16 protein-coding genes and 1 tRNA gene are annotated in these 13,710 nt (G+C 29.4%); 16 read left to right on the plus strand and 1 reads right to left on the minus strand.

Annotated features, from left to right (window positions below; genetic code table 11):
- Nucleotides 1-32: 32 nt before the first annotated feature.
- The 10 genes from rplU to T514_RS0112090 all read left to right on the plus strand — a co-directional run bounded on the left by rplU (nt 33) and on the right by T514_RS0112090 (nt 6,666).
- A complete protein-coding gene (rplU, locus tag T514_RS0112045) occupies nt 33-347 on the plus strand; it encodes a 50S ribosomal protein L21 (RefSeq protein ID WP_027625001.1) in 315 nt (104 codons plus the stop codon).
- Nucleotides 348-349: 2 nt separating this feature from the next.
- Nucleotides 350-679, plus strand: a complete 330-nt coding sequence (locus T514_RS0112050; RefSeq protein ID WP_027625002.1) for a ribosomal-processing cysteine protease Prp — start codon at nt 350-352, stop codon at nt 677-679.
- Between the two features lies 1 nt (nt 680).
- Nucleotides 681-986 carry a 50S ribosomal protein L27 gene (gene rpmA / locus T514_RS0112055; RefSeq protein ID WP_027625003.1) on the plus strand — a complete coding sequence of 102 codons (306 nt, stop codon included), beginning with the start codon at nt 681-683 and terminating at the stop codon, nt 984-986.
- Between the two features lie 61 nt (nt 987-1,047).
- Complete coding sequence (locus T514_RS0112060) at nt 1,048-1,590, plus strand: Spo0B domain-containing protein (protein WP_027625004.1); 543 nt, start codon at nt 1,048-1,050, stop codon at nt 1,588-1,590.
- Between the two features lie 31 nt (nt 1,591-1,621).
- Nucleotides 1,622-2,896 (plus strand): GTPase ObgE, encoded by a 1,275-nt coding sequence (gene obgE / locus T514_RS0112065; RefSeq protein ID WP_027625005.1) that lies wholly within the window; start codon nt 1,622-1,624, stop codon nt 2,894-2,896.
- Nucleotides 2,897-2,950: 54 nt separating this feature from the next.
- Nucleotides 2,951-3,241 (plus strand): ribosome assembly RNA-binding protein YhbY, encoded by a 291-nt coding sequence (yhbY, locus tag T514_RS0112070; protein ID WP_027625006.1) that lies wholly within the window; start codon nt 2,951-2,953, stop codon nt 3,239-3,241.
- A 27-nt stretch (nt 3,242-3,268) separates the two neighbouring features.
- Complete coding sequence (gene nadD / locus T514_RS0112075; protein ID WP_027625007.1) at nt 3,269-3,871, plus strand: nicotinate-nucleotide adenylyltransferase; 603 nt, start codon at nt 3,269-3,271, stop codon at nt 3,869-3,871.
- A 61-nt stretch (nt 3,872-3,932) separates the two neighbouring features.
- Complete coding sequence (gene yqeK, locus T514_RS0112080) at nt 3,933-4,505, plus strand: bis(5'-nucleosyl)-tetraphosphatase (symmetrical) YqeK (protein ID WP_027625008.1); 573 nt, start codon at nt 3,933-3,935, stop codon at nt 4,503-4,505.
- Between the two features lies 1 nt (nt 4,506).
- Complete coding sequence (locus tag T514_RS0112085; RefSeq protein ID WP_034868992.1) at nt 4,507-5,745, plus strand: LCP family protein; 1,239 nt, start codon at nt 4,507-4,509, stop codon at nt 5,743-5,745.
- 15 nt (nt 5,746-5,760) lie between these two features.
- Nucleotides 5,761-6,666, plus strand: coding sequence for an RluA family pseudouridine synthase (locus T514_RS0112090; RefSeq protein ID WP_027625010.1), 906 nt, complete (start codon nt 5,761-5,763; stop codon nt 6,664-6,666).
- Nucleotides 6,667-6,676: 10 nt separating this feature from the next.
- Here T514_RS0112090 and T514_RS0112095 read toward each other — a convergent pair whose 3' ends face one another.
- Nucleotides 6,677-7,903, minus strand: a complete 1,227-nt coding sequence (locus T514_RS0112095) for a serine hydrolase (protein WP_027625011.1) — start codon at nt 7,901-7,903, stop codon at nt 6,677-6,679.
- Nucleotides 7,904-8,024: 121 nt separating this feature from the next.
- Here T514_RS0112095 and T514_RS0112100 point away from each other — a divergent pair, with 121 nt between their 5' ends.
- From T514_RS0112100 to T514_RS26155, 6 genes are all read left to right on the plus strand, one after another.
- A complete protein-coding gene (locus T514_RS0112100; RefSeq protein ID WP_027625012.1) occupies nt 8,025-8,603 on the plus strand; it encodes a helix-hairpin-helix domain-containing protein in 579 nt (192 codons plus the stop codon).
- Between the two features lie 101 nt (nt 8,604-8,704).
- On the plus strand, nt 8,705-9,730 hold the full coding sequence (selD, locus tag T514_RS0112105; RefSeq protein WP_084284529.1) for a selenide, water dikinase SelD: 1,026 nt from the start codon (nt 8,705-8,707) through the stop codon (nt 9,728-9,730).
- A gap of 14 nt (nt 9,731-9,744) precedes the next feature.
- Nucleotides 9,745-11,136: an L-seryl-tRNA(Sec) selenium transferase gene (gene selA, locus T514_RS0112110; protein ID WP_027625014.1), complete on the plus strand. Its 1,392-nt coding sequence runs from the start codon at nt 9,745-9,747 to the stop codon at nt 11,134-11,136.
- Between the two features lie 23 nt (nt 11,137-11,159).
- Nucleotides 11,160-13,067 carry a selenocysteine-specific translation elongation factor gene (selB, locus tag T514_RS0112115; RefSeq protein ID WP_027625015.1) on the plus strand — a complete coding sequence of 636 codons (1,908 nt, stop codon included), beginning with the start codon at nt 11,160-11,162 and terminating at the stop codon, nt 13,065-13,067.
- A gap of 42 nt (nt 13,068-13,109) precedes the next feature.
- Nucleotides 13,110-13,206, plus strand: a tRNA-Sec gene (locus T514_RS26650).
- A 240-nt stretch (nt 13,207-13,446) separates the two neighbouring features.
- Nucleotides 13,447-13,587 (plus strand): aspartyl-phosphate phosphatase Spo0E family protein, encoded by a 141-nt coding sequence (locus tag T514_RS26155; protein WP_156939900.1) that lies wholly within the window; start codon nt 13,447-13,449, stop codon nt 13,585-13,587.
- Nucleotides 13,588-13,710: the final 123 nt, after the last annotated feature.

Consider the following 13,710-nt stretch of genomic DNA (forward strand, 5'->3'; position numbering starts at 1 on the left):
ATTGGCGAGACTGGTAAGAGGAGGTGTTTTTAATGTACGCAATATTAGTTACTGGTGGAAAACAATACAAAGTATCTGAAGGAGACGTAATATACGTTGAAAAATTAGATGCTGAAGCTGAAGCAACTATAGAATTAGACAATGTACTTGCAGTAAGCAAGGAAAATGGAGAATTAGTAGTTGGAAAGCCTGTAGTTGAAGGAGCTAAAGTTACTGCTAAAGTTGTAAAGCAGGGCAAAGCTAAGAAAATCCTTGTATTCAAATACAAGAGAAAGAAAGACTACAGAAAGAGACAAGGACATAGACAGCCTTACACAAAACTTCAGATAGAAAAAATTAATGCATAATTATGATTAATGCAGTATTTAAAAAAAGAAGAGATAATTTAGTTTCATTTAACATAAAAGGTCATGCTGATTCAGTAGATGAAGGTTATGATTTGGTATGTTCGGCTGTGTCAGCTATATCTTTAGCTATAGCTAATGGTATAACTGAGGTTGTAAAAGCTAAGGCTTATGTAGAAGCAGAAGATGGATTTCTAAATTTAAGTTTAGAAGATGAAAGTGATGAAATGATACATAAGTGTGGAGTTTTAATGGATACTATGTTACTTGGATTGAAAAATGTAGAACTTAGTTACGGTGAATATATAAAAGTAAAAGTGGAGGAGGTGGAGTAGTATGTTACTTATGAACCTTCAGTTATTTGCTCATAAAAAAGGAGTAGGTAGCTCAAGAAACGGTAGAGACAGTGAATCTAAGAGACTTGGCGTTAAGTCAGCAGATGGTCAGTTCGTTTTAGCTGGAAACATCATAGTTAGACAAAGAGGAACAAAGATTCATCCAGGTGTAAATGTAGGTAAAGGTAGCGATGATACTTTATTTGCAAAGGCCGACGGAATAGTTAAATTCGAAAGAGTTGGTAAAGACAAAAAAAGAGCTTCTGTTTATCCAATAGAAGTTGAAGAAACAGTTGCAGCTGAATAGTTTTAAAGCACCCTTGGTTTAGGGTGCTTTTTTTAAAATTTTAATAGAGGGGTTTATTTTTATGGATGACCTATATAATCTTATAGAAGCATTAAGAAAGCAAAGACACGATTTTATGAATGATCTTCAAATAGTATATGGCTATTTACAAATAGGAAAAGAGAATAAAGCGAAAGATTACATAAAAAAGTTAAGTTTGCAAAATGAGGCTTTAAGTGAAATATATGGTTTAGGTGATAATTATTTAGCGTATAGCTTGGAAAAAAATATAAAGCAGTGTAATTCTAATGATATAGAAATTAATATAGATATAGAAATTTCACAGTTTAATAAAAATCCTTTTGAACTTGAATACAATAAAAAAATAAATTTAGTTAATAATATATTTAATGAGTTAGAAAAAAATAAACCTAAATGCATATATATTTATTTCTTTGAAGATTCTATAGGAGTAAGTCTATTTATTTCCAATGATGATTCTATGATAGACGAAATCAATTGGATGGATAGTTGGAGTATTTTAGACAACTGTATAGAAGATATAGAAGTATATAAATGTGAGTTCGGAGAGTGTCTAGCTTATAGACTTGTATTTAAAGGCTAGATAAAAATTTAATAAAAAGAGGTGAATATACTTGTTTATAGATAGAGTAAAAGTATTTGTTAAATCTGGAGACGGTGGTAATGGTTCTGTATCTTTTAGGAGAGAAAAGTATATTCCACTAGGAGGCCCAGACGGCGGAGATGGTGGAGACGGTGGAAATGTAGTTTTAGTGGCTGATGTCAATATGACTACTCTTTTGGACTTTACCTACAAAAAGAAGTATGTAGCAGAAAGAGGAGAAAATGGTTCAGGATCTAAATGCTATGGAAAAGATGGAGAAGATTTATTTATAAAAGTTCCTATGGGAACAGTTATAAAGGATCAAGAATCTGGCAAGATAATGGCGGATTTATCTCATTCAGGAGATAAATTTATAGTAGCTAAAGGTGGTAAGGGAGGCAAAGGAAATGTAAAGTTTGCTACACCTACAAGACAGGCTCCTAATTTTGCAGAACCAGGTATGCCAGGAGAAGAAAGAAATGTAGTTTTAGAATTAAAATTATTGGCAGATGTAGGTTTAATAGGTTTCCCAAATGTAGGAAAATCAACTATACTTTCTATGGTATCAAATGCTAGACCTAAAATTGCTAACTACCATTTTACTACTTTAAGCCCTAACTTAGGTGTGGTAGCAGTAAAAGGAATAGAACCTTTTGTTATAGCAGATATTCCAGGAATAATAGAAGGAGCTTCAGAAGGTGTTGGATTAGGTTTAGACTTTTTAAGACACATTGAAAGAACAAGATTACTTATTCATGTGGTAGATATTTCTGGTATAGAAGGAAGAGATCCTTTTGAAGATTTCTTAAGAATAAATGAAGAGCTTAAAAAATATAGTGTAAAACTATGGGATAGACCACAGATAGTGGTAGCAAATAAGAGTGATGTATTACAAGATGAAACTATTTTCTTAGACTTTAAGAAGAAAGTAGAAGAACTTGGGTACAAGAGCATATTCAAAATATCTGCAGCAACAAATACTGGAATAACAGAAGTTATGAAAGAAGCAGCTAGGGTATTATCTACAATACCATTAACAGACTTAGAGATAGAGGAAAAAGATAGATATATTCCAGAAGAGAAGAAATTTACTTATACTATAAGAAAAGAAGAAAATGTTTATATAGTTGAAGGTAGCTTTGTGGATAGATTACTTGCAAGTGTTAATATAAATGATCCTGATGGATTAAGATATTTCCATACTGTACTTAGGAATAAAGGTATTATGGATGAATTAATACAAATGGGTATTCAAGATGGAGATGCTGTAAGACTTAATGACTTTGAATTTGATTTTGTATTATAATATAAGTAATAGGTAAAATTTGCTTAAATATAAAACACTACTAGGAGGAAAAGTATGATAACTAGCAAACAAAGAAGTTATTTAAGATCTATCGCTAATACAATTCAGCCAATATTTCAAGTAGGTAAGGGTGGAATTGAAGAAAATTTTTTAAAGCAAATTGATGGTGCATTAGAAGCAAGAGAAATAATCAAAGTTGCAGTTTTAAATAATAGTGGATTAACTGCTCGTGAGGCATCAGATATTATATGTGAAGAATTACAATGTGAAGGAATTCAAGCTATAGGGAATAAATTGGTGTTGTATAGAAGATCTAAAAAGAAGCCTAAAATAGAGTTACCATAGAAATATAATGGAGAGGTTAGATTTGTCATGAAAAAACAAGCTATATTTGGAGGAACATTTGATCCTATTCATAATGGCCACCTCCATATAGCCTATGAGGCGTTATATAAATTAAATCTTGATAAGATAATATTTATTCCCTCAGGAAGTCCACCTCATAAATCTAATAAAAAAATTACTGATGGATATATTAGATACGAAATGGTAAGCATGTCTATAAGAGACGAGAAAAAGTTTGAATTAAGCGATTATGAGATAAAGAAAAAGGGACTAAGTTATACTTATGAGACTTTAGAATATTTTAAGAATAAGTTTCCACAAGTTAAGTGGTACTTTCTTACTGGAGTGGATTGCTTAATGGAGTTAAATGGATGGAAGAAAATAGATGCAATAATGGATATATGTGAATTTGTAGTATTTAATAGGCCGGGTTTTGATAAATGTGACATATTAAAACAAAAAGCAAGAGTAGAAGAAAAATATAATAAAAAAATAATTTTTTTAGATATCCCATTACTAGATATATCCTCTACAGATGTTAGAAGGTTAATAAGGGAGAAAAAGAATGTAAGATACTTTCTCCCAGAAGGTGTTTACAATACAATTACACAATTAAAACTTTATACTTAGCCTAAGGTCTTATACAGAGATGGACTTTTTCTTGTATTTTACTATTAGGAGTGATTAAGGGATGTGGAGTGAAGAACATATAGAAACTTATCTAAAGGATAAGTTAGATAACAAAAGATTCCTTCATAGCTTAAGCGTAAGAGATACAGCCGTTAAAATGGCTATATGCTATGGAGAAGATGAAAATAAAGCTAGAATAGCTGGATTAGTACATGATTGTGCTAAAAATATGAATGGATATGAACTAATGAATATAGCTAGAAAACATGGATATAAAATTAGTTCAATATACGAAGAAAGTCCGCAACTTTTACATGGACTAGTAGGTGCTATTATTGCCAAAGAGACCATGGGAATAAAAGATAAGGACATATTTAATGCTATAGCTTATCATACTACTGGAAGAAAAAATATGTCTTTATTAGAGAAAATAATATATTTAGCTGATTATGTAGAGCCTTTAAGAAAATATCCAGGAGTAGAAGAGTTAAGGGAACTAGCATATAAAGATATTAATAAAGCTTTAATTCAATCTTTTGATGTAACTATAAAATATGTTGTTGAAAAAGGGCAAATGCTTCATCTAAATACTATAGAGGGTAGAAATTACCTAATAAAAATAGTAGGTGAATAAAATGAAAAAGAAGAAGAAAAGAAAAAGCAAAGCTGGGCTAATTGCTTTAATATGTTTGTTTGCAATAGCTTTTTTGGGAGGATTTTTTTACTATTATCTACTTGGATTTAGTAAAAATTCAAGTTTGGGAAATGGGTTAGCTTCTGCTGAAAGAAGAGAAGTTATAGATGGAGAGCCTGTAAATATATTATTAATGGGAGTAGATATAGGAAATCCTAAAAATCAAAATGAACCTAAGAGAACAGATACTATTATATTAATTAACTATAATCAGGCTAATGAAGAAATAAATATGGTTTCTATTCCGAGAGATACTTTGGTAACTATAAATGGAAAAAATCAAAAGATAAATGCTGCTCATGCCATAGGCGGGGTAGAATGTCTTATAAAGAATGTACAAAAGTTATTAAATATAGATATAAATTATTATGGAAAAGTAGACTATAATGGTTTTAGAAATATTATAGATAGCATTGGTGGAGTTAATATAGAAATTACCCAAAATATGAAATATGATGATGCATCTCAAGATCTTCATATAAATTTTAAAAAGGGTGAAACTGTACATTTAGATGGAAAAAAAGCTGAAGAGTTTTTTAGATGGAGAAAGAATAATGATGGTACAGGTTTAGCAGAGGGTGATTTGGGAAGAATAGATAATCAACATTTATTCATTAACAAGGTTATAGATAAGTTTAAAAGTCCAGCAATTATACCAAGGCTTCCAGGCGTAATGACTACTTTACCTAAGTATGCAGAAACAAATATGAAGCCAGAGGAAATGATAAAGTATGCTTACACTTTTCTAAAAGTAGACAAAGAAAATATGAAAATAACTACATTAAAAGGTGATTCAAAATATATTAGAGGCATTTCTTATTTCATATATAGTGAAAAACAAAATAAGGAACTACTTTCAAATTTACAAGGAGTTTCAACTGGCAGTAGTGGAAATTCAAAAATTGATAAGCAAAATATAAAAGTTCAAATATTAAATGGTACTAATATAAATGGGTTAGCAGCAAAATTATCTTCAGAATTAAAGGAAAATGGATACTCAAATATAACTACAGGTAATGGAGAGAAAACCACCAAATCTAAAATAATTGTAAGAGGTATAAACAAAAAACTTATACCTTTGATAAAAAGAGATTTCCATATAAATAATGTAGAAGTTGAAAGCTATAAAGAAGGAGATATCCATATTACTGTTTTAATAGGAGAAGATTTTAATAAATAATTGTAGGAGTGGCATATGAGTAGTTGGTTAAACTTTAAATATGATAAAGAAGAAGAAATAAAACTTAATGAGTTTTTAAGAAACCATTTGAAACTTTCTGGTAGACTTGTAAAAGGTGCAGCAAGAGAAGGCAGAATAAAAGTTAATGGAAATAGGGTAACACTTAGATATACATTAAAGAATGAGGATGTAATAGAAGTATGTGTTGAAAAGGAAGAAAGCCAGAATATAGAACCAGAAAAAATGGACTTAAATATAGTATATGAAGATGAAGATGTTATAGTAGTAAATAAAAGACCAGGCATGGTGGTTCATCCAACTAAAAGTCATCCTAGTGGAACTTTAGCTAATGGGTTACTATATTATTTTAAGAGCAAAGGAGAAAATTGTATAGTAAGGTTGGTAAGCAGATTGGATATGGATACTTCAGGTCTTATAATAGTTGCTAAAAATCAGTTTTCCCATATGTCTTTAGCAAGGGATATGGCAGAAGATACATTTGAAAAAGGATATTTAGCAGTTACACATGGTGTTATAGAAAAGCCTGAGGGAACCATAGACTTACCTATTTATAGGCCAGGAGAAGGAAGTATTAAGAGAGTAGTTGATAACCTAGGACAAAGAAGTATAACTCATTATCAGGTTTTGGAAAATTATTCAGATGCTTCATTAGTAAGTCTTGTACTTGAAACTGGTAGGACTCATCAAATAAGAGTACATTTAAGTCATTTAGGGTATCCTTTGTTTGGAGATGCATTATATGGTGAACAATTTGATGACTCCATGTATATAAATAGGCAGGCTCTGCATGCCAATAGATTATCTTTTCCTCATCCAAGAACGGGAAGAATAATTAATTTAGAATGTGGATTACCAGAAGATATTAATAATTTAATTAATGCATTAAAAAATAAGAGCTAATAATTATAAGTTAATTATTAGCTCTTACTTTTTTTTTACGAATTATTACAAAAACTATAACAATTGTAGATAGGGTAATAGATATTACGGTAGTTAAAACTCTACTCATATTATTTGAAAATAGTTTGTAATTTATAGAAGACGTAACATGATCAGAACCACTTAAAAGTTGTAGTTTCCCTATAGATTTATCTTTTAAAGTTATAGAAGCATCTAAAACAGCATCAGCTTTCTTAAAAGACATAGAAGTTAAATCTTTATTTTCTAAATTAATGGTGGCTTTTGAAGTATCATTTTTATCTTTAACATAATAAAAATCATTAGCAGCCAGTAAATTAATATTTAGATTGTTTTGATGATAATTACTTACGATATCACCTTTAGAATACATTTTAACTAATTCAAAATTATTGTATCCATAGTTAAAAAGATTTATTGAATCCGGAAAAAAAGTTTTCTTTTTATCATGTATTAAGGCTACTATAAGTCTTTGTCCATTTTTAATTGAACTAGCTACATAAGAATGATCTGATTGGGTAGTATACCCAGTTTTTCCGCCTTCACAGTTAGCATAATAATACATAGAAGCCTTTTGGATTAATTTATTTCCATTCCAAAGAGGACGCTCTAATTTACTCTTATTAGTAGGAGCAATCTTATAAGAGAGTGTTTTAGCGATTTCTGTGTATTCAGGATGCTTTACAAGTTCTCTCATTATAAGCGCTAAATCTCTTGCGGTAGTTCTATGTTTATCATCATATAATCCATTAGGATTTACAAAATTGGTGTTTTTGCAACCCAATTCTTGTGCTCTTTCATTCATAAGTTTTGCAAAGTCTTTTGTAGAACCACTTATATGCTCTGCTAGAGCTTCAGCACAATCATTAGCAGAAGATAAAAGTAATGCATATAATAAATCTTTTACTTTTAACTTTTCACCTTCATAGATATATATTTTACTACCATCTGCTAGAGGAGGTTTTTTGCCTACTGTTACTACCTCATCCAATTTACACTTTTCTAAGGTTAGTAGTGCAGTCATTATTTTAGTTGTAGAGGCAGGTGGATACGGCTTATCTATATTTTTTTCATATAATATTTCACCAGTAGTGGCATCCATTAAAACTGCTCCATCAGCAGAAACTTTTGGAGGAGGAGCGGATTCGGCTTTTACCGTATTTAGATTTATCATAGAAACAAAAAATAGTGCGATTAAAAAAATATATAACTTTTTCATTTTATCCTCCTTGAATAATCATAAAATAATTATACCAAAAATTGTTCTAATTTGCGATAATAAATTTTTCAAAATTGTCAATAATTCAGATAAAGAATATGTAAGATAGGTGATATTCATTTTGAAGGAAAAGAAAAAGATAATAGGGTCAATAGTTATATTATTAGTATTTATTTTTTTTATAAGCATGGGATATATTGCATCATTACGGGGAAATAAGTATAAAGAAGAAGAAGTTTTTACTGAAAGTATAGAAAAAGAAAGTAGTAATACAAATATTATTATTTATGTAAATGGTGAGGTTAAAAAACCAGGAGTATATGAGCTAAAAGAAAATTCAAGAATAGAGGATGCAATTAAAATAGCAGGAGGATTTTCAAAAGATGCAGATAGACATAAATTAAATTTAGCAAAAAAAATTAAAGATGAAGATTATATATATGTAGATAAAATTAAAAAGGACAATGATTCTTTAGAAGATGGAAAAAAGAGCGTAAATAATAGTGGAAAAATTAATATTAATGAAGCATCAAAAGAAGAATTAAAGTCTGTTCCTGGTATTGGAGATGTAACAGCGCAAAAAATAATAGAGTATAGGGAAAGCAATAATGGGTTTAATTCTGTAGAAGATATAAAGAAAGTAGATAGAATTGGAGAAAAAACTTTTGAAAAATTAAAAGATAAAATAGATGTAAGATAAGTGTAGTTAGTTCTATGCCAAAGTAGTATTTAAAAAAACTTGTGAGTAATATATAATAATGTTAGTATAACAACTAAAATAGTGGAAAGTAGGTGTTTTTTATGGTAAGGCTTACTTCTATGTCCAGAACAGCAGGATGAGCGGCTAAAATAGGGCCGGAGACCCTTTCAAAAATATTAGGTAGGTTACCTAAAATGGACAATAAAAATTTAATTGTAGGAATAGAAACATCAGATGATGCGGCAGTTTATAAATTAAATGAAGATACAGCAATTATACAGACTTTAGACTTTTTTACCCCTATAGTAGATGACCCTTATGTATTTGGGCAAATAGCAGCAGCTAATGCTTTAAGTGATATATATGCCATGGGAGGTAAACCTATTATGGCATTAAATATAGTATGTTTCCCTAACTGTTTATCTATAGAGATTTTAGGAGAAATATTAAAAGGTGGAGCAGATAAGGTATTAGAAGCTGGAGCAGTGGTAGTTGGTGGACATTCCGTAGAGGATGATGAGCCCAAATATGGTCTATCAGTTACAGGACAGGTAGATCCAAAAAGAATTTTAAGAAATTTTGGATCCCAGTTAGGAGATGTATTAATTTTAACGAAGCCTCTTGGCACTGGAGTAATTAATACAGCTATAAAGGGAGAAATTGCCTCAAAGGAAAGCTGCGAAAAGGCTGTAAAGGTAATGACAACTTTAAATAAATATGCTGGAGAAATTATGAATAAATATAATGTAACAGCTTGTACAGATGTAACAGGTTTTGGACTTATGGGGCATAGTTATGAAATGGCCTCTGCTTCTAATGTAAGTTTTAAAATTTGTAAAGAATTAATTCCTTATATAGAAGAGGCTAAAGAGTATGCAGAGATGGGAATTGTGCCACAGGGAACTTATAGAAATAAGGATTATTTAAAGGGAAAATATATTCTCAAAGATGTACCTGAATGGTTAGAAGATATAATATTTGATCCTCAAACATCTGGAGGACTTTTATTTTCAGTATCAAAAGATTATAGTGAAAAGGTAATGCAAGAGCTATCTCAGCTGGAATTAGAATCCTGTATTATAGGGGAAGCAATTCCTTTAGGTGAAAAAATCATAATAGTTGAATAAGGGTGAAATAATTAATGAATAAAAATGAGTTATTAAGAAGTCTACCAAAAGTTGATGAAATATTAAAAGAAGAAATTATGGAAGAAGCAATAAAGAAAAATTCTAGGGGCTTAATTCTAGATTGTATAAGAGAAACTGTAGACTGGTATAGAAATAATATAGTTAATGGGAAAATAAATGACATTTCAAAAGAAACTATATTAAAAAGTATTATTTCTAACTTAAATAAAAAAAATGATTTGCATCTAAAAAAGGTTATAAATGCTACCGGTATTGTAATACATACAAATCTAGGTAGATCGGTGTTATGTAAAGAAAGTATAAAAAACGTTGTAAAAATTGCAGAAGGTTATAGTAATTTAGAGTATAACTTGGATAAAGGAATGAGAGGCTCAAGATATGACCATGTAGAAGAATTAATTAAAGTTTTAACAGGAGCCGAGGCTGCTATGGTTGTTAATAACAATGCAGCAGCAGTGCTATTAGCGTTGAATACTTTATGCAAGGATAAACAGGCTATAGTATCTAGAGGAGAGCTAGTTGAAATAGGTGGTTCTTTTAGAATACCCGATGTAATGAGTTTTAGTGGTGCAGAATTAATTGAAGTTGGCACTACTAATAGAACTCATTTATATGATTATGAAAATAACATTAATGAAAATACAGGAATTTTACTAAGGGTACATAGCTCTAATTTTAAAATAATAGGTTTTACAGAAAGAGTTTCGTTAGAAGAATTAGTTAAATTAGGTTGCAAAAATAATATACCAATAATAGAGGATATAGGCAGTGGAACTTTAATAGATTTTTCAAAGTATGGATTTAACTATGAGCCAACAGTACAAAATAGTATAAAAAAAGGTGTAGACATAGTAACATTTAGCGGAGATAAAATGCTAGGAGGACCTCAGGCAGGAATTATTGTTGGGAAAAAGGTACTAATTGAAAAAATGAAAAAAAATCAATTAACAAGAGCGCTTAGAATAGATAAAATGACCTTGGCAGCTCTTGAGGGAACTTTAAAGATGTATTTAAATGAAGAAAAAGTAGTAGAGCTTATTCCAACTCTTTATATGCTATTAACTTCAAAGGAAATACACAAAAAAAGAGCGGGAAGACTTAAAAGAAAATTATTAAAGAATCTAAGTAACTTTAGTATTTCTTTAAATGAGGATTATTCTATGGTAGGTGGAGGCTCTATGCCTGAAGAAAAAATAGAAACTTATGTTTTAAAAATTAGAAGCGATATATATAAATCAGAGGAAATAGAAAAAAGGTTAAGAGAAAATATTATTCCAATAATTACAAGAATAAATAAAGATGAAGTAATAATAGATTTAAGAACCATAAAAGATGAAGAATTTGATATAATTGTTGAAGGTTTTAAATCTATAGATAAGGTTTAAAGTGAAATGGAGAATAATTAATTATGAAACATATAATTATTGGAACAGCAGGACATATAGATCATGGTAAGACAGCTCTTATAAAGGCTTTAACAGGAAGAGATACAGATAATTTAAAGGAAGAGAAAGAAAGAGGTATATCTATAGATTTAGGATTTACTTATTTTGATTTGCCCTCAGGTAGAAGAGGGGGAATAATAGACGTACCTGGACATGAGAAATTTATAAAAAATATGTTAGCAGGAGCAAGCAGTATAGATATGGTGCTTATGGTCATAGCTGCAGATGAAGGGGTAATGTCACAAACAAAAGAACATTTGCAGATATTGAAGCTTCTTAATATAAAAAAAGGCATTATAGTTATAACTAAAATAGATTTAGTAGATGAACAGTGGCTAAAAATGGTTATAGAACAAATAAAGGAAGAAGTAAAAGGAACTTTTCTACAAGATGCTAAAATACACGCTGTCTCATCTAAAACTAAAGATGGATTAGAAAGTCTTATAAAGTTAATAGATTCCATTACAGAAGAAGTGGAAAGTAAAGATATCTTAGGGGATTTCAGACTTCCAGTGGATAGGGTCTTTTCTGTTAGTGGCTTTGGTACCATAGTTACTGGTACTATAGTAAATGGGAGAGTAAAAGAAGGAGACATAGTAGAGACTTACCCTTCTAAAATTCAGTGTAAAGTTAGAGGAATACAAATTCATGATGAAAAAGTTAAATTTGCTGAAGCGGGACAAAGAACTGCTTTAAATCTATCTAATGTAAAAGCAAAAGATATTAAAAGAGGAGATGTTATATCATCTATAGATAACATGGAGCCTTCTTTTATGATAGATTGCAATTTGCATTATTTAAATAGTAATGTAAAATCTTTGGAGAATAGGCAAAGGGTAAGAATTCATCATGGTACTTCAGAACTAATGTGTAGGGTAGTAATACTTAATAAAGAAGAAATAAAACCTGGTGAGAATGCCTATGTACAATTAAGATTAGAAAATCCTATAGTTTGTAAAAAAGATGATAGATTTGTTATAAGAAATTATTCACCAATGTATACTATTGGTGGTGGAATTATAATTCAGCCTATAACTAAGAAAGCTAAAAGATTTGATGAAAAACATATTGAAGAATTAAAGGTTAGAGAAAGTGGTAGTATAGAGAAAATATTAGAAAATACTATTGAAAAAATAAGTTTAAAATTTCCTGATAAGTTTTTAATAGAAAAATCTATAGGATTTAATGAAAATATAATAGAAAAAGAAATAAATAGTTTAAAAACACAGGGAAAAATAATGGAATTACAGGGAGATAGCGTTCCTATATATATACATAAGAATTTTTTAGAAGAAAAGACTCAAGATATAGTTAATATATTAGAACAGTTTCATAAAGATAATCCTTTAAGACATGGTATTCATAAAGAAGAAATAAAAAATAAAGCATTTAAGAAGGAAATAAGGCAAAAAATATATGATGAATTTTTACAGATATTGGTCCGAAAAAATATAATAAATATTGATGGAAATTATATATTTTTAAAAAGTTTTTCTATACATTATACAAAAGAGCAAAAAGAAGTAAAAGAAAAAATAATATGTATATATAATAAAAGAAAATTTTCGCCTCCAACATATGAAGAATTAGTTAATGAAGAAAAAGATAAAAAGTTATTTAGGATGGTTTACGATTCATTAATCCAAAATGGTGAACTTATAAGAATAAATGAGGATATAATTTTTTCATTAGAAAACTATAATAAAGGGAAAGATATAATAATAAAATATATAGATGAAGAAGGAAGCATTACACTAGGTGAATTTAGGGATTTACTTCATACTAGTAGAAAATATGCAGTAGCACTTATTGAGCATTTCGACTATGTAAAATTAACTAAAAGAGTTGAAGATAAAAGAGTATTGACTTAAATAAAGTTTTAATATAATATTGTGATAATAATCAAAATATATGGGAGTAGATAAGCACTGGTGTGCTTACCAGTCTTCAAAACTGTGTTGTGGCGCTAATACCGTCATAGGTGGGTTCGATCCCCACATACTCCCGCCAAAAAGATTGGAAGATTTTAAAAAGTTTAAAGATAAGCTTTTTAAAGTCTTCTTTTTACATTATATGGTGAAAAATTTATTTAAGAGTTAACAAATTTGGATTAAATGTAAAAAAAGAAAACTAATTGGGTAAAAATGAATTTAATTTAATATTCAGACTATTATTATATTAATTGATTGCCGCTTTACTGTGATATATAATAACATATGTGTGAAAAAAACAGTGGAGATGAAGTGTTTTATGGAATATATTGAAAAATTAAGAGAAAAATTGAATAAGTTAGTTTTAAAGGAAAATAATTTGAGTGTTGGGGAAGTTTTAGAAGTTAGTCAACAGTTGGACAAACTTATATGTAAATATTACAATACTACACTGGCGTAGGTAGTATTTATTTTTTTAAAAAGGTATGGAAAAAATTAGCTTATTTTTTTACAGATTTATGTATAATATAGAAGGAGTTTTATTATAGATGTAGAATATATACATATATGGAAACTGTGGAGG

Source organism: Clostridium lundense DSM 17049 (assembly GCF_000619945.1).
Taxonomy (GTDB): domain Bacteria; phylum Bacillota; class Clostridia; order Clostridiales; family Clostridiaceae; genus Clostridium_AO; species Clostridium_AO lundense.